Genomic DNA, 26,557 nt, shown 5'->3' on the forward strand with positions numbered 1-26,557 from the left:
AAAGCTGCTTCGACACGCCTTGGGTGATCGGATACAACCGCGTGCCGGACCCGCCTGCAAGGATGATGCCCTTGCGGCTCGTGGAATGGGGACGAATGGGCGTCATTTGTTAACCATGTACTGCTCGTTTCTTATCTCTCTGCCCGCAAAATCAGGCAAAGTTATGGAAACCCTGTCATCACCTGCGCGCGGCCTCCCACACTTCGAATTCGGCGGCGCATTTGCGGCGCAGCTTGGCCTCGGTTCGTTCTGACAGGGTGGTGTCGACCTTGGGCGAGACGTTCAGCCGGTTCAGGTCGATTTGGGCGTTCAGACGGCCCTCGAGAAAGTCGATCAACTTGTCCTGCTGCTCGTATTGAAACAAATGATCGACAAGGATCTGCCCACTGTCGCCACAAACGAATTTCGCCTGCGACCCGACGGCGGCGAAAGGGGCGGGCTTGCCCTTGGCATATTCATCGACGAAATCATCGAAACTGACGCCCCGTGTCGAATTCGGATGTCCAACCAGATCGTCCCGGTGCCGATACCGATACCAGCTGTCCAGCCAGTCGATGGGGTTGCGGATCACGGCCAGCGTTTCAAACTCTACATCGGCCCCTTTCTTCAGAAGCGGCTGGATAAACCGGCGGTAACGGTAGACCGGGCTGTGCTTGAGAATCGGCGGATCGCGTAACACCAGTGACGCACGCGGCGCCAATGCCCCCTCGATCGCCGTCGTTCCGGTCTTGGGCACAGCCAGAAAAACCAGCCGCTCGCTCCAGAAAACCAACATGAGACTGCCCTGTATTGCCTGAATTTATTGTTCTCGTTGGTTCGTAAACTACTCCTTAACCACTCATCCAAAAAGGTGTGTTTGTAAGATTTTTCTTGAAATGTTCTCTTTTTGATCTCATTAACCTTGAGAACAAGAGGCGAACAAAGCAGCGATTGCCGCCCTCAACGGGGTGTGGAATAAGGATGGCAAAGATGGCAACGGCAGAACTTTTCAACATGAATGACAAGCGCACAGCGGACAAACAGAAGGCCCTGGACTCGGCTTTGGCCCAGATCGAACGGCAGTTCGGCAAGGGGTCGATCATGCGACTTGGTGCCGACAACCCCGTGGCAGAGATCGAGGCGACCTCGACCGGCTCTCTGGGCCTCGACATCGCGCTTGGCATCGGCGGCCTGCCCAAGGGCCGGATCATCGAGATCTACGGGCCGGAATCTTCGGGCAAGACCACGCTGACCCTGCACGCAGTGGCCGAGGAACAGAAAAAGGGCGGCGTATGCGCCTTTGTCGACGCAGAACACGCGCTTGACCCGCAATATGCCAAGAAACTGGGCGTCAATCTGGACGAGCTGCTGATTTCGCAGCCCGACACCGGCGAACAGGCGCTGGAAATCGTCGATACGCTGGTGCGTTCCGGCGCGGTCAGCATGGTCGTGGTCGACTCGGTCGCCGCCCTGACCCCGAAATCGGAACTTGAAGGCGACATGGGCGATAGCAGCGTCGGCGTCCACGCCCGCCTGATGAGCCAGGCCATGCGCAAGCTGACCGGCTCCATCGCGCGGTCCAACTGCATGGTGATCTTCATCAACCAAATCCGGATGAAGATCGGGGTCATGTTCGGCAGCCCCGAAACCACCACGGGCGGCAACGCGCTTAAGTTCTATGCTTCGGTTCGTCTGGATATCCGCCGCATCGGCGCGATCAAGGACCGGGACGAGGTCGTGGGCAACACCACGCGCGTGAAGGTCGTCAAGAACAAGGTCGCGCCGCCGTTCAAGCAGGTGGAATTCGACATCATGTATGGCGAAGGCATCTCCAAGACGGGCGAACTTCTGGATCTTGGGGTAAAGGCCGGCGTGGTCGAGAAGTCCGGCAGCTGGTTCTCCTACGGGGACGAGCGGATCGGGCAGGGCCGCGAGAACGCCAAGCAGTTCCTGCGCGAAAACACCGGTATGGCGTACGAGATCGAGGACAAGATCCGCGCCGCGCACGGGCTGGATTTCCACATGGATGACAATGACGCCGAAGAGCTTGTCGAAGACTAGGATCAGCGTCTGAAAGATGGTTCGGGGGCGGCTTTGGCCGCCCCTTTTTCATTCCTGCTTTACCGTAGCGGGCAGGGGCGGTATTTGACGCCCGACTAGACAGAAAGATGCAGGACCATGACCAGCCTCGCCGATATCCGCTCCACCTTCCTCGACTATTTCCGCCGGCAGGGGCACGAGGTCGTGGCCTCCTCCCCGCTGGTGCCGCGCAACGACCCGACGCTGATGTTCACCAACTCGGGCATGGTTCAGTTCAAGAACCTGTTCACGGGGCTGGAAAAGCGCGACTACGTCCGCGCGACCACGGCGCAGAAATGCGTTCGCGCCGGGGGCAAGCACAACGATCTTGACAACGTCGGCTATACCGCACGTCACCATACCTTTTTCGAAATGCTGGGGAATTTCAGCTTTGGGGACTACTTCAAGACCGAAGCGATCCCCTTTGCATGGGAACTGCTGACCCGCGATTTCGGGATCGACAAAACCCGCCTGCTGACCACGGTCTACCACACCGATGACGAGGCGGTGGAAATCTGGAAAAAGGTCGGCGTGCCCGAAGACCGGATCATTCGCATCGCCACCTCGGACAACTTCTGGCAGATGGGGCCGACCGGCCCCTGCGGTCCCTGCACCGAGATTTTCTATGATCATGGCGACCACATCTGGGGCGGCCCTCCGGGTTCGCCCGAAGAAGATGGCGACCGGTTCATCGAAATCTGGAACGTCGTCTTCATGCAGAACGAGCAGTTCGAGGACGGCTCCATGCGCCCCCTCGACATGCAGTCGATCGACACCGGCATGGGGCTGGAACGGATCGGCGCGCTTTTGCAGGGCAAGCACGACAACTATGACACCGACCTGATGCGCGCCCTGATCGAGGCGTCGGCCCATGCCACCAGTGTGGACCCGGACGGAGATGGCAACGTGCACCACCGCGTCATCGCCGACCACCTGCGCTCCACCTCCTTCCTGATTGCCGAAGGGGTGCTGCCATCGAACGAAGGGCGGGGATACGTCCTGCGCCGGATCATGCGCCGCGCGATGCGTCACGCCCATCTTCTGGGTGCGAAGGACCCGGTGATGCACAAGCTGGTCCCCGAACTGGTCAAGCAGATGGGCGGGCATTACCCGGAACTGCGTGAGCGCCAGTCGACCATTGAAGAAACCTTCCTTGGCGAAGAAAACCGGTTCCGCAGCACGCTGGACCGCGGCCTGAAGTTGCTGGAAGACGAAACCCGCGACATGGCCGAAGGCGCGGCCCTTCCGGGCGCATCGGCATTCAAACTCTACGACACCTACGGCTTCCCGTTGGACCTGACGCAGGACGCCCTGCGCGAAAAGGGCCTGTCGGTCGATGTGGACGGTTTTGATGCCGCCATGGCCGAGCAAAAGGCCAAGGCCCGTGCGGCATGGGCCGGGTCGGGCGAGGCTGCGGATGCGACCGTCTGGTTTGACGTGGCGGACAAATCCGGCACCACGGATTTCCTTGGCTATGACACCGAGAAGGCCGAAGGGCAGATCGTGGCCATCGTCGCCGGGTCCGACAAGGTTGAGACCGCGAAGGTCGGGGACACGGTGCAGGTTGCCTGCAACCAGACCCCATTCTATGCCGAAAGCGGCGGCCAGGTCGGCGATATGGGCACTCTGAAGACCGAAACCGGGCTGGCCCGTGTCATCGACACGAAGAAGGCCGCCGGGGTGTTCATCCACTTCGCTGAGGTGGTCGAGGGCGAGATCGCGCGCGGGCAGGGGGCAGAGCTGGAGGTTGATCACAGCCGTCGCTCCACGATCCGCGCTAACCACTCGGCCACACACCTGCTGCACGAGGCGCTGCGCGAGACGCTGGGCGACCACGTTGCACAGCGCGGGTCGCTGAACGCGCCCGACCGGCTGCGGTTCGACTTCAGCCACGGCAAGGGCATGACCGGCGACGAAGTGGCCGAGGTCGAGGCGCGGGTTAACGAGATGGTGCGCCAGAACAGCCCCGTCACCACCCGGATCATGACCCCGGATGACGCCCGCGCCATCGGCGCACAGGCGCTGTTCGGCGAAAAATACGGGGACGAGGTCCGCGTGGTGTCGATGGGCAAGGCCGCGACCGGCAAGGGGCTGGATGGCCAGACTTGGTCGATCGAATTGTGCGGCGGCACCCATGTGCGCCAGACCGGCGATATCGGTGCTTTCGTGGTGCTGGCCGACAGCGCGTCGTCAGCCGGTGTGCGCCGGATCGAGGCGCTGACCGGGCAGGCCGCGATTGACCACCTCAAGGCGCAGGATGCGACGCTGGCGGCGGTGGCCGGGGCGCTGAAAACCTCTGCCGCGGATGCGGTGGAGCGGGTCAAGGCGCTGCTGGATGAACGCAAGGCGCTGGCCAATGAAGTGGCGCAACTGCGCCGCGAGGTTGCCATGGGCGGCGGGGCCAAGGCCGAGGAACCTGCAAAGGAAATCAATGGGATCGCGTTCAAAGCTCAGGTGCTGACCGGGGTGACGGGCAAGGACCTGCCGGGGATCATCGACGAGCTGAAGGCCCAGATGAGCAGCGGCGCGGTTCTGCTGATCGCCGACGCGGGCGGAAAGGCGGCGGTGGCGGCTGGCGTGACCGGCGATCTGACCGACCGCCTGTCAGCGGTGGATATCCTGCGCGCTGCTGTGGCCGAACTGGGCGGCAAGGGCGGCGGTGGCCGTCCCGACATGGCACAGGGCGGCGGGGCCAGCGTGGACAACGCCGAAGCGGCAATTGCGGCGGCAGAGGCGGTCATCGCGGGCCTCTGACCCCCGAACGATCCAGGCCGGGCCGTCCCGTTCATCGCGGGGCGGCCCGTTTTCGTTTCCGAGGGGCGCAGACCATTGCGCTTTGCGCCCAGACCGGCAAGATTGGTCCCGAAACGCGCGAAAGGAGCCGCCATGCCCGCCCTGTGGATTGCCCATGTCACCGTCACCGACCCGGACGCCTACGGCAAATATGCTGAACTGGCCGGACCGGCGATTGCCAAACATGGTGGCCATTTCATCGCCCGTGGCGGACGGTTCGTGCAGCTTGAGGGCAAGGAACGGCCCCGCAACGTCGTCGCCCGCTTCCCCAGCGTCGAAGCAGCGGTGGAGTGCTACAACTCCATCGAATATCAGCGCGCGCTGGACCATGCCCGCGACGCGTCAGAGCGCGAACTGATGGTGGTCGAAATCTCGGAGGACTAAGAAAAAAGGTGGGTCGAAACCCACCTTACTTTCCGAATTTGCCGATGTCGTAAGGTGGGTCTTGCCCCACCGTGACTGATCAGTTGCTCGAACGGGCCATCCGCTTGCGTTCATGCGGGTCCAGATAGCGTTTGCGCAGCCGCACCACGTTCGGCGTCACCTCGACCAGTTCATCGTCGTCGATATAGGCAATCGCCTGCTCAAGGCTCATCTGCACCGGCGGGGTCAGGCGCACCGCCTCGTCCGTGCCCGAGGCCCGCACGTTCGTCAGCTTCTTGCCCTTGAGCGGGTTGACCTCCAGATCGTTGTCGCGGCTGTGTTCACCGATGATCATCCCCTGATAGACCGCGTCCTGCGGGTGGATGAACATCTTGCCGCGCTCTTCAAGGTTCCAAAGCGCATAGGCCACGGCGGTGCCGTTTTCCATCGAGATCAGAACACCCTGACGGCGGCCCTGAATGGTGCCCTTGTAGGGGGTCCAGCCGTGGAAAATCCGGTTCAGGACGCCAGAGCCGCGCGTATCGGTCAGGAATTCGCCGTGATAGCCGATCAGCCCGCGCGACGGCACATGGGCCACGATCCGGGTCTTGCCAGCGCCTGCGGGCTTCATTTCGACCAATTCGCCCTTGCGCGGGCCGGTCAGCTTTTCGACCACGACACCAGTATATTCGTCATCCACGTCGATGGTGGTTTCCTCGACCGGTTCCAGCCGCTGGCCGTCCTCTTCGCGCATGATTACCTGCGGACGCGAGATCGACAGTTCGAACCCTTCGCGGCGCATGTTTTCGATCAGCACGCCCATCTGCAATTCGCCCCGGCCCGAAACGATGAACGCTTCGCCGCCCGGAGTGTCCTCGATCTTGATCGCCACGTTGGTTTCAGCCTCTTTCATCAGGCGTTCGCGGATCACCCGGCTTTGCACCTTCTTGCCGTCCCGGCCCGCCAGCGGGCTGTCGTTGATCCCGAACAGGACCGAGATGGTCGGCGGATCGATCGGCTGGGCGTCAATCGCCTTGTCCACCGACAGATCACAGAGGGTGTCGGCCACGGTGGCCTTGGTCATGCCCGCGATGGTGACGATGTCGCCAGCTTCCGCTGCGTCGATGGGCTGCTGCGACAGGCCGCGGAAGGCGAGGATCTTGGTCACGCGGAACTGTTCGATCTTTTCGCCGGTGCGCGACAGCGCCTTGAGCGTCTCGCCCACCTTGAGCGTGCCGCTTTCCACCCGACCGGTCAGGATACGGCCGATGAACGGGTCTGCGGACAGGGTGGTGGCCAGCATACGGAACGGCTCGCCCCGCGCTTCGATCTGCTTGGGCTGGTCCACGTGGCGCAGCACGAGGTCGAACAGGGCGGTCAGGTCCTTGCGGGGGCCATCCAGTTCCGCATCGCACCAGCCGGACCGGCCAGAGGCATAGAGATGCGGGAAATCAAGCTGCTCGTCCGTGGCGCCAAGGTTGGCGAACAGGTCAAAGCATTCGTCCAGCGCGCGGTCCGGTTCCGCGTCGGGCTTGTCCACCTTGTTCAGCACGACGATGGGCTTCAACCCCAGCGCCAGCGCCTTGGAGGTTACGAATTTCGTCTGTGGCATCGGGCCTTCGGCGGCGTCGACCAGCAGGACCACGCCATCAACCATGGACAGGATCCGCTCTACCTCGCCGCCGAAATCGGCGTGGCCGGGGGTGTCGACGATGTTGATCCGGGTTCCGGCCCATTCCACGCTGGTGGCCTTGGCAAGGATGGTGATCCCGCGTTCCCGTTCGATATCGTTGCTGTCCATCGCCCGTTCGGCAACGGCCTGGTTGTCGCGGAACGCGCCGGATTGTTTCAGAAGCTCGTCCACCAGCGTGGTCTTGCCGTGGTCGACGTGGGCGATGATCGCGATATTGCGGATATCCATTGGAACGGGCCTTTATCTTCGGGTTGGCGGGGCCATAGCCCGGACCGCCCGCAAAGGCCAGAACAAACGTCGCGTTTCAGACCGGGAGCTGGGTTGTTTCCTTGATCTCTTCCATCACGAAGCTGGCCGAGACATCCGAGAGGGGCAGGCGGGCGATCAGCCGCTGATAGAACCGGTCGTAGTCCTGCACCGATCCGACCCGCGCGCGGATCAAGTAATCAAGATCGCCGGTCATCCGGTAGGCGCCCAGAACCTCGGGGGTGTCGCGCATCGCGCGGGCGAATTTGGCCAGCCAGTCGGGATCGTGGCTGCTGGTGCGCACCTGCACGAAAACGGTCAGGCCAAGGCCCAGTTTGTCCGGGTCCAAGAGCGCAACCCGGTCGCGAATGATGCCTGCCTGCTCCAAAAAACGCACGCGCCGCCAGACCGCGTTGCGAGAAAGGCCGACAAGATCGGCAACCTCGTCCAACGATCTGGTCGTGTCACGCTGCAATTCGCGCAGGATTCTGCGGTCTATTTGGTCAATTTCCACCATGACAGCTAAAATGAGGGAAAATGTCACAATCCGCAAGCGATTTGCGGTTCGATTTGGGCGCAATGCCCATCCGGCCCGTGGCATCCAGACCCAACGACAACCCGCCACCGCAAGACAGACAGCGAAAGGACCAGACATGCTGACCCGCCTCTTCCTTGACCATCCGCGCAGCGTGGATGAAACCTATGTCGAACATGCCCGCTTTGCCTCGGGTTTTGCCCTACGCCTGTTCGCGGCGGCCTTTGCCGCCACGGTCCATGCCGTTTTGCCGTTCATGTTCGAAAAGACGGCCAGCCGGATCGTGGCCGACCTGTATCAGCGGACCCACACCCGCGGGCGCTAGTGCCGGGCGCTGTCGGAAAACAGCTGAATGATCACGATCCCGGCAAGGATCAGACCGATCCCAAGGATCGCGGGCATGTCTAGTGATTGCCGGAATGCGAGCCAGCCGATCAGCGCAATGAACACGATCCCAAGGCCCGACCACATGGCATACATGATCCCCACGGGCATGTATTTCAAAGTCAGGCCGAGCAGATAGAAGGACACCGCATAGGCGACCACAACGATGACGGATGGCCAAAGCCGGGTGAATTGCTGGCTGGCCTGAAGCGCGGACGTGCCGATGGTTTCGGCAGCAATCGCGACGATCAGGTAGATGTAGTGTGTGGGCATGGCGAGACCTCCGATCCGACCCTCCTAGACCGGGAAATTGGAACTGGAAAGCCATGTCATCACGTTGTCACATCATCCCGGGATATTCTGGCCACATGTAGGGCTTGCCAGCATATTGGACCGAGATATAGTGGCGATAAGGCAGGAGCGGGGCGCTCCCGCTCTGGTGCCGAGGCAGGCAGGCAGGGTGAGGGAGATATTGCCCATGGACGGAGACTTCAGGACCGGGTTCGTCAGGGACCCAGCAGCGTTGAAACACCATCCGGCGCTGGTGCTGAATGCGGATTACCGTCCGCTCTCCTACTACCCTTTATCGCTGTGGCCTTGGCAAGAGGCGGTCAAGGCGGCCTGGCTGGACAGGGTGGATATCGTCGCCGAATATGACGAGGTCGTCCGAAGCCCCTCGACCATCATCAGGATCCCCTCGGTCGTCGTCCTGAAAGACTATGTGAAACCTCAAAAGCGCGTGGCCTTCACGCGCTTTAATCTTTTTCTGCGGGATGGGTTTTGCTGCCAATACTGTGGCAGTACCGGCGATCTGACCTTTGACCATGTGATCCCCCGCGCGCGCGGCGGGGTCACAAGCTGGGAAAACGTTGTCGCCGCCTGTTCGCGCTGCAACCTGCGCAAAGGGTCGAAGAGCCTGCGTCAGGCGGGCATGTCCCTGCGCAAACCCCCGCGCCAACCGGGGGCAGAAGAGCTGCGCAACTCGGGCCGAAAGTTCCCGCCGGGCTACCTGCATGAAAGCTGGGTCGATTATCTCTATTGGGATGCCGAACTGGAGGCGTAATCTGCGCCCATGACTCGGGCCAACGCGATTCCCCAACACCTTCTGGACAGCGACGCCGCTGCCGGGTTCGAAATCACCGAGGATTTCGAGCGGTTCGATCAAATGAACGACATGTTCACCCGGGCCTTCTGGGATGACAGTGTGCGCAGCCCGGACACCGACGCCTTCTTCAACTCTTACCGGATGGAGGCCGCGCCCCGGCGGGGTGAGGGGTTCAGTCAGCGCGACTTCGCGCTGCGCAATGCCGCTTGGGCGGTGTCGGACATCATTTCCAACCGGGCCGCGGCAGAGGGGGTGCGCGAAGGGTTTCAGGGGGCCATCCGGAATGACACACCCGCCGCGCCCGAGCGGGTCACGCTTGGCTCCGAGGCGGAGGAAGCGCGGGAAATCAAGCGCTTGGCGGCCTTCTTTGGTGCGGACCTATGTGGGATCACACATCTCGACGAACGCTGGCACTATTCCCGCGTGCCCGACACTCGGGACATGAGCGCACGGCCCAATGAACTGCCTGAAGGGCTGACTCATGTGATCGTGATGGGGCATGAAATGGATGCGGGGCTTGTCGATACTTATCCCAGCGCCTTGGCCGGCGCGGCGACTGGGCGCGAATACAGCCACGAGACGGCGATCGTGATTCAGCTTGCCGCTTACATCCGTAACCTCGGGTTTCAGGCCGTCGCCAGCATGAATGACACGGCCCTGGCGATTCCCTATGCGATCAAGGCAGGTTTGGGGGAATATGGGCGCAACCAGATGGTGCTGACACCTGAATTCGGGCCAAGGGTGCGGTTTTCGAAAATCTTTACGGATATGCCGCTTGCCGTTGATGCACCACGTCAACTTGGGCTGGCAAGTTATTGTACGATATGCACGAAATGTGCGGAGGCCTGCCCTCCTAGGGCCCTACCCAATGGGCCCCCGGCCGTCGGCTCCGACAGCCCGTCGACCATCCGCGGGGTCCGGAAGTGGTCGGCCAATTGCGAAAAATGCTTTGGCTACTGGGCCAAGTTGCGCAGCGATTGCGCAATCTGCATGAGGGTCTGCCCATTCAACCGGGGACAAGGGACATGGGCCGACCGAATCTGGTATTACCTTGCCACGACTTCCCGGTGGCGGGCCTTGGCGCTCTGGGTCGAAAACCGTCGTGGCCTGCGCAAACGCCTGCGTCCGCGGGACTGGTGGGCTGGAAATCAGGGGCGCTGAACCGCTGGACTTTGCAGGTGCAGCACGGTAAGAGGGCGGCGTTAGCGCTAACGGAATGTGGCGCCAAGTCTGAAACGGGGCGATGTCTCGCCCGGCGACGAAAGGGAACACCATGGTCTCGCGCGTCATTCCGGTCGATCCGTTCGACCTGGTCATTTTCGGGGGCACCGGCGACCTGGCCCGGCGCAAGATCCTTCCCGGGTTGTTCCGGCGGTTCCTGTCCGGCCAGATGCCGGCCGAGTCGCGGATCATCGGGGCCGCCCGGTCGCAGATGGACGACGCCGGCTTTCGCGACATGATCGGCGAGGCAATTGCCGAATTCGGCGGCCCGGAAGCCAAGGAAACCGAGCAATTGCAGGCCTTTCTGGGGCGCTTGCACTATGTTGCGATCGACGCCAAGGGCGAAGGCGGCTGGGCGCAGCTGCGCGATCTGATGCGAGCCGACGTCGTGCGGGCCTTTTATTTCTCGGTCGCGCCGTCGCTGTTTGGGGATCTGGCGGAACGCCTGCATCTGCACAAGATTGCCGATGCCAAAAGCCGGATCGTTGTTGAAAAGCCGTTTGGCCGCGATCTGGATAGCGCCCGGGCGCTGAACGCCACGCTGGCGCTGCATTTCAACGAAGACCAAATCTACCGGATCGACCACTACCTTGGCAAAGAGACCGTCCAGAACCTGATGGCGGTCCGGTTTGGCAACGTCTTGTTCGAACCGCTGTGGAACAACCACTACATCGACCACATCCAGATCACCGTGTCGGAAACCGTCGGTGTCGAAGGCCGCGGCGCTTATTACGACAAGTCGGGCGCGATGCGGGACATGGTGCAGAACCACCTGATGCAGCTTCTGTGCCTGATCGCCATGGAACCGCCCAGCATGTTCGAGGCGAATGCGGTACGCGACGAAAAGCTGAAGGTCATCCGCGCCCTGCAACCCGTTGATTATCATCACATCGTGCGCGGGCAATATGATGCGGATGGGGATGAGCCGGGCTATCGGCTGGACGCGGAAAACCCGAAATCCCATACCGAAAGCTTCGTGGCGCTGAAGTGCCATATCAACAACTGGCGGTGGGCCGGGGTGCCGTTCTACCTGCGCACGGGCAAGAAGATGCGCGCCCGGACGTCCGAGATCGCCGTGGTCTACAAGGACCTTGGCCATTCGATTTTCGAAGGCGACGTGGCCCGGCACCGCAACATTCTGGCCATCCGGTTGCAGCCCAACGAAGGGATCGACCTTCAGGTGACGATCAAGGAACCGGGCCCGGGTGGGATGCGCCTGATCGACGTGCCGCTGGACATGTCCTTTGCCGACGCTCTTGGCGATGGGGCCGAGGAGGTGACAGACGCCTACGAACGCCTGATCATGGACGTGATCCGGGGCAACCAGACCCTGTTCATGCGCGGCGACGAGGTCGAGGCGGCCTGGGCCTGGACTGATCCGATCATCGAAGGCTGGAAGGCCCGCAACGACGTGCCGAAGCTGTACGATCAGGGCAGCGCCGGGCCGGATGATGCGCTGATGCTGATGCACCGCGACGGGCGCCGCTGGCGCGACATCAAGGGGTAGGGTGGGTCAAGACCCACCTTACGGGGGCTGGGTGCTTCTGTAGGGTGGCGCCCCAAAGCAAGCGACGAGGACAGCGAGATGAAATTCATCGAATACGCCGATTCCGAAATGATGATGATGGACCTTGCCAATATCATCGCCGGAGAGTTGGAAAATGTGCTGGTCCACGAGGAAACCGCCAGCCTTGCGGTGCCCGGCGGCACAACCCCCGGCCCGATCTTCGACAGCCTCTGCGCCTCTGATCTCGACTGGTCCCGCGTGCGGGTGATGCTGACAGATGAACGCTGGGTGCCTGAATCCTCGGACCGGTCGAACACGCGGCTGTTGCGCGAAAGGCTGCTGACCGACCGCGCGGCCGCGGCGACCCTTGTGCCCCTTTATGCCGAGGGCGGCAGCGCCGAAGAGATGCTGCCGGGCCTTTCCGGTGCAGTGGCCGAGGCGCTGCCCCTGTCGGTCTGCCTTTTGGGCATGGGCGCGGATATGCATACCGCCTCGATCTTTCCCGGCGCGGACCGGCTGGACGACGCGCTGCATGGGCCGGACCTGCTTTACCCGATGCGGGCGCCGGGCGCCCCGGAGCCCCGGATCACCCTGTCGGCCTCGGTGCTGAACGGCGCCATGGCCCGCCATATCGTTATCGTGGGCCCCGAAAAGCGCGCAGCGCTTGACCGTGCCCGCATCCTTTCCCCGAACGAGGCCCCCGTGGCCGCCGTATTGACCGGCGCCACCGTGCATTGGGCCGCCAGCTAAGGACGGAGACGACCCATGTGGGACAAGCTCAAGACCCATCACGCCGCAATTGCCAACCGTCGCATCGACAGCCTGTTCGATGCCACCCGGGCTGACGCGTTTTCCGCCCGCATGGGGGACATGCTTCTCGACTATTCCAAGACCAATATCGATGCAGAGGGCCGCGCCCTGTTGATCGACCTGCTGGAGACCGCGGGGGTTGCGGAAAAGCGGGACGCGATGTTCACAGGCGCGAAGATCAATGAAACCGAAGGCCGCGCAGTGCTGCACACGGCGCTCCGCAATCTTGACGGCGATCCGGTCATGGTCGACGGGCAGGATGTAATGCCCGAGGTTCTGGAAACGCTCGATCGGATGGAGGCCTTTGCCGAAGATGTGCGCGCGGGCCGGTTCACCGGGCAGGGCGGCAAGATCACCGACGTGGTGAATATCGGGATCGGCGGCTCCGACCTTGGGCCCGCGATGGCCACGCTGGCGCTGGCGCCCTATCACGACGGCCCGCGCTGCCATTTCGTATCGAACGTGGACCCGGCCGATGTGGCCGAGGTGCTGCGGCGTTGCGATCCGGCGACCACGCTGGTGATCGTGGCCTCGAAAACCTTCACCACCATCGAAACCATGACCAATGCCCGCACGGCCAAGGCATGGATGAGCCAATCCGTCACCGACCCCGCGGCGCAATTCGCGGCATTGTCGACGGCGGCGGACAAGACGGCAGCCTTTGGCATTTCGCCCGACCGTGTCTTCGGGTTCGAGGATTGGGTCGGCGGGCGCTATTCCATGTGGGGGCCGATCGGCCTGTCGCTGATGATCGCCATCGGCGGGGCAGCCTTCCGCGCCTTCCTGCGGGGTGGGCAGGCGATGGACCGGCATTTCCGCGTGGCCAAGTGGGACGAAAACCTGCCGGCGCTTTTGGCCCTTGTCGGGGTCTGGCACAATCAGGTCTGCGGCCATGCGACCCGCGCGGTGCTGCCCTATGACAACCGGCTGGCCCGGCTGCCCGCCTATCTGCAACAGCTTGAGATGGAGTCGAACGGGAAGGGCGTCAGCATGGATGGCGCCGATCTGCCCGTGCACTCCGGCCCCGTGGTCTGGGGAGAACCTGGGACCAACGGGCAGCATGCCTTCTACCAGCTGATCCATCAGGGGACCCGCGTGATCCCCTGCGAATTCCTTGTCGCCGCCCGTGGGCACGAGGATGACTTGCACCATCAGCACCAGCTTCTGGTGGCCAATTGTCTGGCCCAGTCAGAGGCGCTGATGAAGGGCCGGAGCCTTGATGAGGCCCGTGCCAAGGTGGCGGGCCGCTTCGAGGGGGAGGAACTCGACCGGCAGGCCCGCCACCGGGTTTTCAAGGGCAACCGCCCCTCGGTGACGATCGCCTATCCGCAGCTGACCCCCGAGGTTTTGGGCCAGATCATCGCGCTCTACGAACACCGGGTGTTCGTCGAAGGGGTGATCCTTGGGATCAACTCCTATGACCAATGGGGCGTGGAACTGGGCAAGGAACTGGCCACCGCCCTGCAACCGATCATCGAAGGGACGGAAAGCGCGGCAGGCAAGGACGGGTCCACCGCCGCGCTGGTGGGGTTCTTGCACAGCCACGGCACGTGACAGTGGAGGTGTTGGGCGCCCTGAGACAGCCTGTGAATGGGCGCCTGCACCACCTGAAGATCTGTTAGGGCGCCATAGACGCCACTGAATCGACCCGCAGCGTGACTTTCAGTCCCGTGAGGCGCGCATTTAGTGGGTGCCCTTTGGACACTTTTGTCAGTGATCTGAAGCGGATCTGCTGAGAATCCTAACTATCAAGCCGCAGATCCAGCTTCTTCTCAATCTCGGACAGCCGCTTCAAGACTTCGTCGCGATATGCATCTGTCCGTTCGCCTTCCTCCACGCCATGAGCATCTTGCATCGAGTTCACAATAAGTCCGACCAGCAAGTTCACCACGGCGAAAGTTGTGATCATGATGAAAGGCACAAAGAACGCCCAAGCATAGGGGTAGATCTCCATCACTGGCCGAACAATGCCCATCGACCAACTCTCGAGGGTCATGATCTGGAAAAGCGAGTAGGCCGAATCTCCGAGTGTTCCGAACCACTCCGGGAAGGAACTTGAGAAGAGTTTGGTGGCCATGACCGCGCCAATGTAGAAAATGATAGCCATCAAAACGAAGACGGATCCCATGCCCGGAAGCGCCGTGATCAGGCCCTCGACAACCCGGCGCAGACGTGGTGTGGCCGAGATTACCCGCAAAACCCGAAGGATGCGCAGAGCCCGCAGCACAGTGAATGTCTGCGCGCCGGGCACCAACGCCAGGGCAACAATCGAGATATCGAACAGGTTCCAGCCAGAGCGGAAAAACCGCCTGCCATAGGCGACAAGCTTCAAACCAATTTCGACGACAAAAATCGCAAGACAGGCGCTATCCAGCGCGAGGATCAATGGACCCGCCGCAGCCATCGCTTGGGTTGACGTTTCAAGCCCAAGAATGACCGCATTAAACAGGATGACGCCAATAATTACATTTCGAACAAGTGGCCTTTCGAGCCAATTTGCCAGCGCACTACGTGTCACGTCGCCTCTCCGATATTTCTAACACGCCATATGGTACGCTGACATTTGAGAGCAAGTGCCAAACCGCTGATTTATGTCCGCTTTTTCTGCAAATCTGTCATCCACACATAGCACGTGCATCGCGCGTCAGAGTGGATCGTTCAGCCTTTGGGCAGTCAATTGACTCAGCCTCACAGGCCTAGCCCGACTGCCCCGTCCGCGCCCGCAGGTTCGGCGGGTCATAGTCCGGGTCCTTGTCCCGCCGGGTCAGGAGGCTTGGGTCAAGGCTGTGGTCATCGGGGATCACGCGCGGTTCGAACATCGGCAGGAACCAGATGATCCCCCGGCGCAGGATGAACGGCCCCGGCGACCATGTGCGCCGGGTAATGCATTTCGGCAGAAACTCGAACAGGGCCCAGAACCAGATGCCTTTCGGCTTCCAGTCGGTCCCCCGGATCGAATTGTGGATCGGGGCCATCGGGTCTGGCCCGCAGTAGGGCAGGCCGCCCGGGGTCTTCTTGCCGTTCTCCCCGGTCAGGTAGTTCTTCATCGCGCCGCGCTTCAACTCCAGCCCCGGCGTGAACCGGGCGGCGAGGGGCAGGGCGCGCTTGCCCGCCGACTTGCGGATCGCCGCATCCTCGGCATCGGCAGCCTCTTCCGCGGCCTTTAGCTCGTCCAGCATCCACAAAAGGGTGATCTTGCCGATCCCGCTTTCATCCTCGGGCGGGCTGCCGCCGATGTCGGAATGATAACCTGCGAACCAGCGTTGTTCGACGAACTGGGTCTTTTCGGTGCCGCGCTTGAACCGGTTTCCGTAGTAGGGACCGGGCTGCCAGACCTGCGGCCGGAACATCGACCGGCGTTCATCCACCGCCAGCGCGTGGCGCACGATGCGCACCGAACAATTCTGGTTCACATTGGCATGGGTGCCGTATTCCAGCAGGCTGCCTTCGCGATAGATCGTTCGCAAATCGCCCCGCAAAATCGGCAGGCGTATCATCGACGACACGGTATCGTAGAGCCCCAGAAACCGGATCGGCACGCCCCGGTCCGGGTCCATGACATGTTCGTATTCCCGCAGCGACTGAAACACCTTGTCGGGGTCTTCGCCTTTTTCGGCATTGGTGACGCGGCGATAGGCCCGGAACACCTGCGTGATCATGTGCAGCCGGTCGGGCGGGACAAGGCCGAAGTTGTGGATGAACCCGGCCAAAACGCGGGCGGCATAGGCCCCGCGCGAAAAGCCGAAGATATAGATCCGGTCGTCCTGAAAGCTGTCCCGGGACTTGCTGCCGGCCTCTGCGGCCTGGACTTCGGCGCTTTTGTAGGTCGTGGCAAGAAAGCGGTAGGCGTCCAGAACATCGTCTTCCAGCCCAAGGCCAAAGGCGAGGCCCATCACCGCCTTTACCCGCTGCGTAAGCCTGCCGAACATGCGCTGGTTGTCCATCGTGCCCACGCCGGGGACGTAATGGCAGACCTGGGCATCGTCCTTCTTCAGCGCCTTGTAGAGCTTGAGGACATTGGTTTCCTTGTCCCCGACCTCGTTCCCGGTGCCATCCATGCAAATGATGATCTTGCGCATCGCCGCCCCCGAACTGCCTTAACCAATGCGGAAAGGATGGCGAGGCAAGACATGAAAATCAACTGGTGGTAGTGGGATTTGGGGTCTAGCGTTGAATAGGTTCATCCATATGCGCGTAATGGGGTTTGTCTATTGTTTGATTTTCAGAGGAAGTTGAAAGCAATACTTGTCGCAGCATCAGTGTTGGGTTTCGTTGGCTGCTCGGTCGCGGTACGCAATGCGGAAGACTTGCCAAGGATTGATCGGCCGCCGGTGATCGAGGTGCTTGAAGTTCGACCGGTATCCCGGAACGTGGTCGAAGTGGTCTTTGACGTTGAAAACCATGGCCCCGCCGACCTGTGCATGCCCAAGGATCGTGCTGAAATCTTGACCTTCGATGGATTGATCGAAGTGAATGATGTCAAACTTGGCCTAAATGATGGCAGCGAGACATCACTTCAGGCGTCTGCTTATTACCCGCCGCGGGTGGAGTACGTAGGCAAGGCCGGACGCTCGCGTCTTGACCGTTATGTAGTCCTAGGGAGCCAAGAAAGGATTAACAGCTCCATAATGATACGGCTCAACTATGTCGATGGCGACACCGGTCACGACGTTCAGGAGGTCCGAAGTCTGGCAATCCAGATTGAAGCTGTCGCATGTAGCGACGCAATCTGGCCAGAGCCGCCGAGGTTCTACTACGCGGCAGACGTTGTGGCCGAGCACGCCGCGAGCGATCCATCGCTGCAGCTGTCATGGCGATCCTATTGGTCGGCCCCGTTTGAACTTGATTAATTGCAGTTGTCACCGACAGTTCAGTAGGGGGCCAATTGGAAGTCGGCCCCCAGTTTGAAAATGCCGAACCTAGACCGCCGCCGTCACGATGATCTCCACCCGGTAGTCCGGGGTGGCCAGTTTTGCCTCGCCGGTATAGCGGGCGGGGGCGTGGCCGGGGGCGACCCATGCGTCCCAGACCTCGTTCATCGGGGCGAAATCGGTGCTGATGTCGGCCACCCAGACCTGCGCGGTCAGGATCCTGGTCTTGTCGGTCCCGGCTTCGGCCAGAAGCCGGTCGATGCTGTCCAGAACCGCGCGGGTCTGGTCGGCGACCGACGCGCCGGGCGTGCCGACCTGACCGGCCAGATAGGCGATGCCGTTGTAGACCACGGCCTGGCTCATCCGCTGGCCGCATTCGATACGTTTGATGTCTGACATGGGGTGTCTCCCGTTGGATTTGGTTGAAACGTAACCGGTCGGGAGAGGTTGGAGCGGGTAACGGGAATCGAACCCGTAACTGAAGCTTGGGAAGCTTTCGTGATACCTTTTCACCATACCCGCCGCTTGAAGGGGGATGTATTTTCGGGGCGCGCAAAGGTCAAGCGGAATTCGTGGGGCTTTCCCGTCCTTGCAGCCGCGCCACCAGCGCCGGAAACCACGGCCAGTTGCGGGCAGCGGAATCGTTCACCACAAGGCATTTCTTGCGGCTGAAAAGGGGCGCGCCCGCCACTTCGAAGATCCGGCCCTGCTGGACGAATGTTTCCGCCAGCGCGCGCGGCAGATAGGCCGATCCCCGGTTGTCGAGGATGAATTGCAGCGCCCACCAAGAGCTGTCGAAGTTCAGCCGCGCCAGCCCTGCGTCGTGATAGGCCTCGGCGTGCTGCCGGCGGAAGTCTGCCCCGTGATCGACAAAGATATAGCCCGGATCGCCAATCACCGGGGCGGCATCGCGCCAGGAATAGAGAACCAACTCCTCGGGCGGCAGGTCGTGGATGGTCTGGTTGCCCCGCGCGACCGCCTCATACGTCAGGATCACATCAACGATCCCGGTCGATATCCAATCCTCCAGATCGCGGCTACTGCCCTGCTGGACCGACAGGGCCACCTCGGGCCGGTCGGCGGTGATCCCGTAAAAGAACGCCCGGCCCGGACCATGCCACAGCTCTCTGTCGCAGCCGAACGTGCAGACCGACTCCAACCCCTCGGGCAGGGCGGTTTCGTATTTCGCCTGCCGCCACAGCCCCGTCATGATCCGTGCATGGCGCAGCATCTTGGTCCCGGCGGGCGTCAGGGTGACACCGGATTTCTGCCGGATCAGCAGGGTCTGGCCGATCTCTTCCTCCAGCCCCTTCAGCCGCGCGGTGACAGTCGATTGGGTCACGTTCATCTTGTGCGAGGCGCGCACAAGGCTGCCGGTTTCGACAATCGCAAGAAAGGTTTGGAGCGAGGTGATATTCACGGCGGCCTCAATTCGGAATTTCCGCATTAAACGATCAAAACTATTCGATTTCAAGAATTGGACATATGTGTCAGGGTCCGCCCGTCGACATGCGGGACAGGAGATGCGCCATGGCAACAGATCAGGCAGATCGGGACCGGTTCATCGGGGCCATGCGGCGGGTCGCTGCCTCGGTCACGGTCGTCACCACCGACGGGCAGGCGGGGCGCTACGGCGCAACGGTCAGCGCGTTTTCCTCTGTCTCGGCCGATCCGCCGACGGTGCTGGTCTGCCTACACGGGCAAAGCCGCATCGCGCAGGCGGTTCAGGACAATGGCCGGTTTTGCGTCAACGTCCTGCCCGAGGGCAGCACCGATATCGCAGACCGCTTCGCCGGGCGGCATGACGCCCGTGTGTCGGACCGGTTTTCCGGGGTCGATTGTTATGGCCTGCCCGGCACGCCACCGCAGATCGACGGGGCCATCGTATTTCAGGCCACGGTGCAGCAGACCCTCCTGTCCGGCAGCCACCTGATTGTCATCGGACGGGTTGGCGCGGTTCTGGGCGGTGACAGCCGCCCGCTGACCTACCATGATGGGGCCTATCACCGGGTGGTGCCCGACGCGGCGCACGCCCCGCACTAGGCCGGAGGACAGATGCAAACCTATAAGATGTTGATCGGCGGCGACTGGGTCGCGGCTTCAGACGGGGCTACGTTTCCCAGCATGGAGCCCGCGACGGGCAAGGATTGGGCGCTGATCCCCGAGGCGACGGCGGAGGATGTGGACAGGGCGGTCCGCGCCGCGCATGAGGCCTTCACCACGGGCCCCTGGGCGACCATGACCCCGACCCAGCGCGGCCACTGCCTGCGCCGCCTTGCCGACCTGCTGGCCGACCGGTCCGAACAACTGGGCGCGGTGGAAACCCGCGACACCGGCAAGATGTTCAAGGAAACCCGCTGGCAGGCGAAATACATCAGCGAATTCTATCACTTCTACGCGGGCGCGGCGGATAAGATCCACGGCGAAACCCTGCCCATCGACAAGCCCGACATGTTCGTCTTTACCCAGCGCGAGCCCTTGGGCGTGATCGCGGCTGTGGTGCCGTGGAACAGTCAGCTGTTCCTGTCGGCGGTCAAGATCGGCCCGGCATTGGCGGCGGGCAACACGGTTGTGCTGAAGGCGTCGGAACATGCCTCGGCCCCGATGCTGGAGTTCGGCAGACTGGTGGCCGAGGCAGGCATCCCCGATGGGGTCGTGAATATCGTCACCGGCCACGGTGATCCCTGCGGACGGGTTCTGACCTCGCACCCACTGGTCTCGCGGGTATCCTTTACCGGCGGCCCGGCCTCGGCCCGGCATGTGGTCCAGAATTCGACCCAGAACTTCGCAGAAGTCAGCCTTGAACTGGGCGGCAAATCCCCCTTCATCGTCTTCCCCGATGCCGACATCGACAGCGCGGTCAACGGATCGGTCGGCGGGATTTTCGGGGCATCCGGTCAAAGCTGCGTCGCCGGGTCGCGCCTGATCGTGCACGAGGATGTGGCCGACGAATTCCTGACGAAGATGGCGGCGGTCGCGGGCCGGGTCCGGATCGGTGACCCGATGGCGGAAGACACCGACATGGGGCCGCTCTGCACCATGGGTCAGGTTGAAAACATCGAACGGGAACTGGCCCGCGCAGTGGATGAAGGCGCGCGGATCGTCTGTGGCGGCGCGCGCGCCGACGCGGGGTCTGACCTGTTCTTCCAGCCGACGATCGTCGATTGCCCGCGTCCGGACCTGCATATCGTGGATACGGAATTGTTCGGCCCGGTCCTGTCGGTTCTGCGTTTCCGGACCGAGGAGGAGGCGCTGGCGCTGGCCAATGACACCGTGCACGGGCTGGCCGCCGGGATATTCACCCGCGACAACGCCCGCGCCCTTCGGATGTCCCGCGCGGTCCGCGCCGGGATCGTCTGGGTCAACACCTATCGCGCCGTGTCCCCCATCGCGGAATTCGGTGGGATGAAGAACTCTGGCTATGGCCGCGAAAGCGGGTTCCAGGCCGTCTACGACTACACACGGCCCAAGACGGTCTGGATGAACACATCCGACACGCCCTTGGCCAACCCCTTTGTCATGCGCTGAGCCCAAGCAAGGAAAGACCGATGAAATTTCAGCTCGCCATCAATATGGAACGGATCGACGACAGTATCGACATGGTCTCGGTCCGCGATCACACACTCGACATGGTCAAGATGGCCGATCAGGGCGGGTTCGACATCGTCTGGGCCGCCGAACATCACGCGATGGAAATGACCATCGCGCCGAACCCGTTCCAACTGCTGACATGGTGGGGCGATCACACGACCCGCATCCGGCTGGGCACCGCCGTAGCCGTCGCCCCCTATTGGACGCCGATCCGACTGGCGGGCGAGGCGGCGATGACCGACCTTCTGACCGGCGGGCGGCTGGAATTCGGGATCGGATCGGGGGCCTATCAGCGCGAATTCGACCGGATGCATCCGGGGCTGAAACAGTCCGACGCCTGGCGCTACATGCACGAGATGATCCCGGCGGTGAAGGCGCTTTGGGCCGGGGATTATGAGCACGACGGGGAGTTCTGGAAATTCCCGAAATCCACCTCGGTTCCCAAGCCCGCGCAGAAAGAGGTGCCGATCTGGGTCGCCGCCCGCGCGCCGATCACCTTCGACTACGCGGTCGAACATGGCTACAACATCATGTCATGGCCCCTGACGCGCCCCATGTCCGAGGTGGACCAGTATATGGAGCGTTTCGCCGAGGCGCAGGCGAAGTTTCCCGGTCGCAAACGGCCCGAGATCGCCATGATGCGCCATACAGCCCTTGTGGACCGGGCCGAGGATGTCGCGATCCCGGTGGCCGCCGCCCGCCGCCAGTTGTCGCAGTTCGAAAACCTGTTCAAGAACCTTGGGGACGTGAAGAACGGGTTCGCCAAGCAGATTCCGCTGGAAGACCTTGAAAACCGGGCCGAATACGATCCACAGATGTTGGCCGAGAACCTGATGTTCGGCACCCCGGACCAGATCATCGAGCGGCTGAAGGGATACGAGGCGCGCGGCGTCGACAGCTTTATCTACTACGCCAGCCTTGGCCTTGGTCAGGCAGAGCAGAAACGGTCGATGGAACTGTTCTGCGAACACGTCATTCCGGCCTTTTCCTGAGGGGACATCTGATGGCTATTGAAATTCGCCGCACGCTTTTGTGGCAGCAGACCACCTATCTTGAAGGCTGGAAGAAGGTCGATGAACCGACCCATCTTTTTGCCGCGATGGCGATCATCCGGAACCCGTGGTTCGGGCGTGGCCATGTGGAAGACCTGCGCCCCGAGATCCGGGAACACGGTCCCGTTCTGGGCAAGCTGTTGACCGACATGCTGATCGGCGCGGCGGGTGACCGGATCGAAGGCTACGGCAAGGCGTCCGTGACCGGGGCAGGGGGCGAGAATGAACACGGGCAGGGGCTGACCCATTCACTGTGGTTCGGCAACCAATACCGCGAGGCGGTCAAGGCCAAGTCCTATCTTGCCTTCTCGAACACCCGCGGCGGGCCGGGCACGGCGTTGATCATTCCGCTGATGGACAAGGACGATGGCGGCCGCCGGTCGCATTACCAGACCATCCACACCATGGTTCCCGACGCCCCGGCAGAGGATGAGATCATCCTTGCCCTCGGCGCCTCGGTCGGCGGCCATCCGAACCACCGGATCGGCAACCGTTATGAAGACCTGAAGGAAATGGGTCATGACGTCGACAACCCGGCGGGCGTGTGATGCCCGCCGCGCCGGATGGGACCGCCTATGACCTGACCGGGCCTGAGGGCGCGCCGGTTGTGGTTCTGATCCACGGGTTGGGGCTGAACCGGGCAGTGACATGGGCGCAGATCGGTCCGGCGCTGGCCGCGCGGTTCCGGGTTCTGGCCTATGACCTGCCCGGTCACGGCGAAAGTGCCGCGCCATCTGGGCCAGTCTCGCTGCGGATGTTGGGCGATCAGGTGGTTGCCTTGCTGGATCATTTGGGGATCGACCGGGCGGCGCTGGTGGGGTTTTCGCTGGGCGGCATGATCAACCGGCGCGTGGCGATCGACCATCCCGCCCGTGTGTCGGCGCTGGCGATCCTGAATTCCCCGCACGACCGGGGCGCGGAACAGCAGCGTCTGGCCGAGGAACGGGCGCGCAACAACGCGGCAGGGGGTCCGTCAGCCGGGATCGACCAGACCATGGAACGCTGGTTCACCGAGGCGTTCCGCGCGGGCAGCCCCGAGGTAGTGGCGCAGGTCCGCGCGGCTGTCCTGTCCAACGATGCTGAAACCTATAACGCCCACCGCCGGGTTCTGGTCGAAGGGGTGGTCGAATTGATCCGGCCCGACCCGCCGCTGACCCTGCCCACGCTGGTGATGACCTGCGAAAACGATGTCGGGTCCACACCGGCCATGAGCGCGGAGATGGGCCGGGAAATCTCCGGTGCCACCGTCACGATTGTTCTGGGTCTGAAGCACCTCGGGCTGATCGAACAGCCCAAGGTCTTTTCCGACGCGGTCGGGGCGTTTCTGGCGGGGGTCTAGCCTCGCCCGCGCCGCCGCCGCCGTCCGCCATCGGCCCCATCACCGCCGCCGGTGTTAAAGCTGACATCGGGCAGGCTGACGACGGAGTTCAGGATCGGGAAGGGCTCGACCGAGTTCGGAAGGGCCGAGGCGTTCACGAAATGCTCCTGAAAGCGCGGCTCGATCGCGGTTTCGATCTTGTGGATCTGGTGCACGGTCGCCTCGATCTCGCCCCGCGCCGCACGGTTCAGAAGGGCGATCCTCGCACCGGTTCCGGCGGCATTCCCGGCGCTGGTGACCTTGTCCAGCGGCGCGTCGGGGATCATCCCCAGAACCATCGCGTGTTTCGGGCTGATATGGGCGCCAAAGGCCCCGGCCAGCACCACGCGGTCCACCGCATCCACGCCGAATTTGTCCATCAGCAACCGGGCCCCGGAATAAAGCGCGGCCTTGGCCATCTGGATCGCGCGCACGTCGGGGTTGGTCACCGTGATGACTGGCCCGCCCTCGGCGCTGCCATCATGCAGCAGATAGGAATTCGTCCGCCCCTCGGCGATGCATCGGGGGCTGCCAACCTGTTCCGCCGACCCGATCAGGCCAGAGGCATCCAGAATGCCGGCCATCCGCATCTCGGCCAGCGCCTCGATAATGCCCGACCCGCAGATGCCGGTGATCCCGGTCGTCGCGGTGGCCTCGGCAAAGCCCTCTTCTGTCGACCACAGGTCGCAGCCGATGACTTTGAACCGGGGTTCCTTGGTGACCGGATCAATCTCGACCCGTTCGATGGCCCCCGGCGCGGCCCGCTGACCGGCGCTGATCTGGGCACCTTCGAAGGCCGGGCCGGTGGGGGACGAACAGGCCAACACCTTTTCCGTGTTGCCCAGCAGAATCTCGGCATTGGTGCCGACGTCCACGACCAGCACGAGGTCCTTCGACTTGTTGGGTTCTTCCGACAGGGCCACGGCGGCGGCATCCGCCCCCACATGCCCCGCGATGCAGGGCAGGATATAGGCGCGGGCGGCGGGGTTCAGGTGCAAGTCCAGATCGCGTGCCATCAGCCGGATCGAATCCGAAGTGGCCAGCGCGAAGGGCGCCTGTCCCAGTTCGAACGGATCGATCCCGAGGAACAGGTGGTGCATCACCGGATTGCAGACAAAGACCGCGTCAAGGATCAGCGCCTTGTCGATCCCCGCCTCTTTGGAGATGTCGTCGAACAACTGGTTCATGCCGTCGCGCACGGCCTTGGTCATCTCTGCCGCCCCGGTCGCGTTCATCATCGAATAGCTGACCCGGCTCATCAGGTCTTCGCCAAAGCGGATCTGCGGGTTCATCAGGCCCGATGATGCAACAACCTCGCCCGATTGCAGGTCGCACAGGTGGGCGGCGATGGTGGTCGATCCCAGATCGACGGCAAGGCCAAAGATGCCGCCTTCGTGCAGCCCGGGCCAAAGGGTCATGATCCGGGGGGTGTCGCCGTCTTCGTCCTGATGGATCGCGACGGTGACCTTCCAGTCGCCCTTGCGCAGGGCGGGTTGCAGCATTCCCAGAACCGACAGGTCACAGTCCACGCGGGGCAGGCCCCATTGGTCGGTCAGCGCGGCGCGCAGCCGCTCCAGATCGCCGGTGGGGTCGTGCATGTCGGGTTCGCGCACCTCGACATAGTAAAGTTTCACCGTCGCGTTCAGCGTGATCGCCCGCACCTCGGCCCGCTTGCGGACGACCTGACGGTGCACCTGGCTTTCGGGCGGCACATCGACAACCACATCGCCCTGAACGGTTGCCTGACAGCCAAGGCGGCGGCCCTTGGGCAGGCCCCGGATCCGGTCATAGCGGTCTTCGACGCTGTTCCAGTCGGACAGGGCCCCTTCGCGCACGGTCACCCCGTGCTTCGGAAACTCGCCATAAGACGGGGTGATCTGGCATTTGGAACAGATCCCGCGCCCACCGCAGACACTGTCAAGGTCCACGCCCAACTGCCGCGCGGCGGTCAGAATCGGGGTGCCCACGGGAAACCGGCCACGTTTGCCGGAGGGAGTGAAGATCACGAGAGGGTCTTGGGACATTGCAGTGCTCGGGCCTTGGATGTTCGCGATTGTCGGCAAGATAGTGGAATGTCTGCCAAGGGAAAGGCCGATCCCGTCATGTTTCAGACCGCCAGCGGCATCAGCCCCGGTTGGCCAGCCAATCGGCCACCTGAGGGCCCCAGATCATCACCGCAATCGGGACCGGAGAGGTGGCGATCACGAAGGTCAGAACCACAAGACCGGGCCGGAACAGGCGGCTGAGCCCGGCAGTCAGCGCAATGCCGCCGCCGCCCCCGATCAGCGCGCTGCCCGGCAGGTTGACCACAAGGCCAAGGATCACATAGCGCCCGGTGCCCAGCCGGGCCGCGATCCAGCCCGGCAGCCGCGCCCGCAACCACGACAGCCTGTCTTCAGGGGGCAGCCGGTCCAGCCGATCCACCAGCTGACAGGCCTGCACCATCCTAAGATCCGCGAAGAACGTATGCAGCATCCGCCCCGGAAGAAAATGCCCGACGCAATAGGCTAGCGACAGGCCCACGACCGTCCCGGCCCAGACCAGCGGCGCGACGTCCGGCCCCTCCATCAGAAGAAGGCCCAACCCCACCTCGATCCCGGGCAGGAACGGGATGCTGATCAGGAACCCGTAGATCAGGATCAGTCCGAGGATCACCGGCCATGTCTCTGCCGCCTCGTTCCGCATCACCCAGTCCATGGCCCAATAGCCGGCAAGAACCAGAACCCCGATCAGCGCGAGGCGCAGCACCATCCGGCCCACGGATACCCAGAAGGGCGGGGCGGGCGGCAGGCCGGCGCGTAGAAACGGGTCATCATGGTCCATCCTGATCCGCATCATGGCCCCGGTCCTGCGCATTTGACAGGGGATTCAGCGGGCGCGACCCGTGGCCGCTCCGGGAAAACCCGCAACAGGCCGGATTTCGGCCTTTCCCTCTTCCGGCAATCGTGAAATAGGGAAGCGCCAAACGAAG

26 protein-coding genes and 1 tRNA gene are annotated in these 26,557 nt (G+C 62.7%); 15 read left to right on the forward strand and 12 right to left on the reverse strand.

Features of this window, described 5'->3' with window-relative positions; genetic code table 11:
* On the reverse strand, positions 1-106 hold a 106-nt coding region (locus U3648_RS15010), incomplete at its 3' end, for a sugar phosphate nucleotidyltransferase (protein WP_420860156.1).
* Between the two features lie 72 nt (positions 107-178).
* A complete protein-coding gene (locus U3648_RS15015; RefSeq protein ID WP_420860052.1) occupies positions 179-775 on the reverse strand; it encodes a gamma-glutamyl kinase in 597 nt (198 codons plus the stop codon).
* A 194-nt stretch (positions 776-969) separates the two neighbouring features.
* Between U3648_RS15015 and recA the strand changes: the two genes are divergently transcribed.
* The 3 genes from recA to U3648_RS15030 all read left to right on the forward strand — a co-directional run bounded on the left by recA (position 970) and on the right by U3648_RS15030 (position 5,235).
* A complete protein-coding gene (gene recA / locus U3648_RS15020; RefSeq protein ID WP_420860053.1) occupies positions 970-2,040 on the forward strand; it encodes a recombinase RecA in 1,071 nt (356 codons plus the stop codon).
* Between the two features lie 117 nt (positions 2,041-2,157).
* Positions 2,158-4,812, forward strand: coding sequence for an alanine--tRNA ligase (gene alaS / locus U3648_RS15025; protein WP_420860054.1), 2,655 nt, complete (start codon positions 2,158-2,160; stop codon positions 4,810-4,812).
* A gap of 132 nt (positions 4,813-4,944) precedes the next feature.
* Complete coding sequence (locus tag U3648_RS15030) at positions 4,945-5,235, forward strand: DUF1330 domain-containing protein (RefSeq protein WP_420860055.1); 291 nt, start codon at positions 4,945-4,947, stop codon at positions 5,233-5,235.
* A gap of 79 nt (positions 5,236-5,314) precedes the next feature.
* Here U3648_RS15030 and typA read toward each other — a convergent pair whose 3' ends face one another.
* Together typA and U3648_RS15040 are read right to left on the reverse strand one after the other, a co-directional pair.
* Positions 5,315-7,135 carry a translational GTPase TypA gene (gene typA, locus U3648_RS15035; protein ID WP_420860056.1) on the reverse strand — a complete coding sequence of 607 codons (1,821 nt, stop codon included), beginning with the start codon at positions 7,133-7,135 and terminating at the stop codon, positions 5,315-5,317.
* 76 nt (positions 7,136-7,211) lie between these two features.
* Positions 7,212-7,670 (reverse strand): Lrp/AsnC family transcriptional regulator, encoded by a 459-nt coding sequence (locus U3648_RS15040; protein WP_420860057.1) that lies wholly within the window; start codon positions 7,668-7,670, stop codon positions 7,212-7,214.
* 136 nt (positions 7,671-7,806) lie between these two features.
* Between U3648_RS15040 and U3648_RS15045 the strand changes: the two genes are divergently transcribed.
* On the forward strand, positions 7,807-8,013 hold the full coding sequence (locus U3648_RS15045; protein WP_420860058.1) for a DUF6356 family protein: 207 nt from the start codon (positions 7,807-7,809) through the stop codon (positions 8,011-8,013).
* Here the strand turns inward: U3648_RS15045 and U3648_RS15050 are convergent.
* Positions 8,010-8,345, reverse strand: coding sequence for a DMT family transporter (locus U3648_RS15050; RefSeq protein WP_420860059.1), 336 nt, complete (start codon positions 8,343-8,345; stop codon positions 8,010-8,012). The genes U3648_RS15045 and U3648_RS15050 overlap by 4 nt on opposite strands.
* A gap of 205 nt (positions 8,346-8,550) precedes the next feature.
* Here U3648_RS15050 and U3648_RS15055 point away from each other — a divergent pair, with 205 nt between their 5' ends.
* The 5 genes from U3648_RS15055 to pgi all read left to right on the forward strand — a co-directional run bounded on the left by U3648_RS15055 (position 8,551) and on the right by pgi (position 14,269).
* On the forward strand, positions 8,551-9,135 hold the full coding sequence (locus U3648_RS15055) for an HNH endonuclease (protein WP_420860060.1): 585 nt from the start codon (positions 8,551-8,553) through the stop codon (positions 9,133-9,135).
* A gap of 9 nt (positions 9,136-9,144) precedes the next feature.
* On the forward strand, positions 9,145-10,338 hold the full coding sequence (locus U3648_RS15060) for a reductive dehalogenase domain-containing protein (protein WP_420860061.1): 1,194 nt from the start codon (positions 9,145-9,147) through the stop codon (positions 10,336-10,338).
* Between the two features lie 112 nt (positions 10,339-10,450).
* A complete protein-coding gene (zwf, locus tag U3648_RS15065) occupies positions 10,451-11,905 on the forward strand; it encodes a glucose-6-phosphate dehydrogenase (RefSeq protein ID WP_420860062.1) in 1,455 nt (484 codons plus the stop codon).
* Between the two features lie 78 nt (positions 11,906-11,983).
* Complete coding sequence (gene pgl, locus U3648_RS15070) at positions 11,984-12,655, forward strand: 6-phosphogluconolactonase (protein ID WP_420860063.1); 672 nt, start codon at positions 11,984-11,986, stop codon at positions 12,653-12,655.
* Positions 12,656-12,670: 15 nt separating this feature from the next.
* Entirely contained in the window at positions 12,671-14,269 is a 1,599-nt protein-coding gene (gene pgi, locus U3648_RS15075) for a glucose-6-phosphate isomerase (RefSeq protein ID WP_420860064.1), read from the forward strand.
* Between the two features lie 187 nt (positions 14,270-14,456).
* Here the strand turns inward: pgi and U3648_RS15080 are convergent, their stop codons facing one another.
* Entirely contained in the window at positions 14,457-15,233 is a 777-nt protein-coding gene (locus tag U3648_RS15080; protein ID WP_420860065.1) for an ion transporter, read from the reverse strand.
* Positions 15,234-15,411: 178 nt separating this feature from the next.
* On the reverse strand, positions 15,412-16,794 hold the full coding sequence (locus U3648_RS15085; protein ID WP_420860066.1) for a T6SS phospholipase effector Tle1-like catalytic domain-containing protein: 1,383 nt from the start codon (positions 16,792-16,794) through the stop codon (positions 15,412-15,414).
* Between the two features lie 132 nt (positions 16,795-16,926).
* On the opposite strand from U3648_RS15085, the gene U3648_RS15090 reads away from it, so the two are divergent.
* Positions 16,927-17,565 carry a hypothetical protein gene (locus U3648_RS15090; RefSeq protein ID WP_420860067.1) on the forward strand — a complete coding sequence of 213 codons (639 nt, stop codon included), beginning with the start codon at positions 16,927-16,929 and terminating at the stop codon, positions 17,563-17,565.
* Between the two features lie 69 nt (positions 17,566-17,634).
* Here the strand turns inward: U3648_RS15090 and U3648_RS15095 are convergent, their stop codons facing one another.
* From U3648_RS15095 to U3648_RS15105, 3 genes are all read right to left on the reverse strand, one after another.
* The gene (locus tag U3648_RS15095; RefSeq protein WP_420860068.1) at positions 17,635-17,985 is read right to left on the reverse strand and encodes a RidA family protein; all 351 of its coding nucleotides are present in this window, start codon (positions 17,983-17,985) and stop codon (positions 17,635-17,637) included.
* Between the two features lie 49 nt (positions 17,986-18,034).
* Positions 18,035-18,108 (reverse strand) — tRNA-Gly (locus tag U3648_RS15100).
* Positions 18,109-18,145: 37 nt separating this feature from the next.
* Positions 18,146-19,033, reverse strand: coding sequence for a LysR family transcriptional regulator (locus U3648_RS15105; protein ID WP_420860069.1), 888 nt, complete (start codon positions 19,031-19,033; stop codon positions 18,146-18,148).
* Between the two features lie 83 nt (positions 19,034-19,116).
* Between U3648_RS15105 and U3648_RS15110 the strand changes: the two genes are divergently transcribed.
* The 5 genes from U3648_RS15110 to U3648_RS15130 are packed head-to-tail and all read left to right on the forward strand — an operon-like array spanning position 19,117 to position 23,568.
* The gene (locus tag U3648_RS15110) at positions 19,117-19,629 is read left to right on the forward strand and encodes a flavin reductase family protein (protein ID WP_420860070.1); all 513 of its coding nucleotides are present in this window, start codon (positions 19,117-19,119) and stop codon (positions 19,627-19,629) included.
* Between the two features lie 12 nt (positions 19,630-19,641).
* A complete protein-coding gene (locus U3648_RS15115; protein ID WP_420860071.1) occupies positions 19,642-21,114 on the forward strand; it encodes an aldehyde dehydrogenase in 1,473 nt (490 codons plus the stop codon).
* 20 nt (positions 21,115-21,134) lie between these two features.
* Positions 21,135-22,169, forward strand: a complete 1,035-nt coding sequence (locus tag U3648_RS15120) for an LLM class flavin-dependent oxidoreductase (RefSeq protein ID WP_420860072.1) — start codon at positions 21,135-21,137, stop codon at positions 22,167-22,169.
* An 11-nt stretch (positions 22,170-22,180) separates the two neighbouring features.
* Entirely contained in the window at positions 22,181-22,777 is a 597-nt protein-coding gene (locus U3648_RS15125) for an amino acid synthesis family protein (protein ID WP_420860073.1), read from the forward strand.
* Entirely contained in the window at positions 22,777-23,568 is a 792-nt protein-coding gene (locus tag U3648_RS15130; protein WP_420860074.1) for an alpha/beta fold hydrolase, read from the forward strand. Before U3648_RS15125 ends, U3648_RS15130 begins: the two co-directional genes overlap by 1 nt.
* On the opposite strand, the gene U3648_RS15135 is transcribed toward U3648_RS15130, so the two are convergent.
* Entirely contained in the window at positions 23,565-25,610 is a 2,046-nt protein-coding gene (locus U3648_RS15135; RefSeq protein ID WP_420860075.1) for an ASKHA domain-containing protein, read from the reverse strand. The two genes, U3648_RS15130 and U3648_RS15135, sit on opposite strands and share 4 nt — an antisense overlap.
* 100 nt (positions 25,611-25,710) lie before the next feature.
* Positions 25,711-26,424, reverse strand: coding sequence for a hypothetical protein (locus tag U3648_RS15140; protein ID WP_420860076.1), 714 nt, complete (start codon positions 26,422-26,424; stop codon positions 25,711-25,713).
* Between the last annotated feature and the right edge of the window lie 133 nt (positions 26,425-26,557).

The sequence above is a fragment of the Marivivens marinus genome, from assembly GCF_035969385.1.
Classification (GTDB): Bacteria; Pseudomonadota; Alphaproteobacteria; order Rhodobacterales; family Rhodobacteraceae; genus SELP01.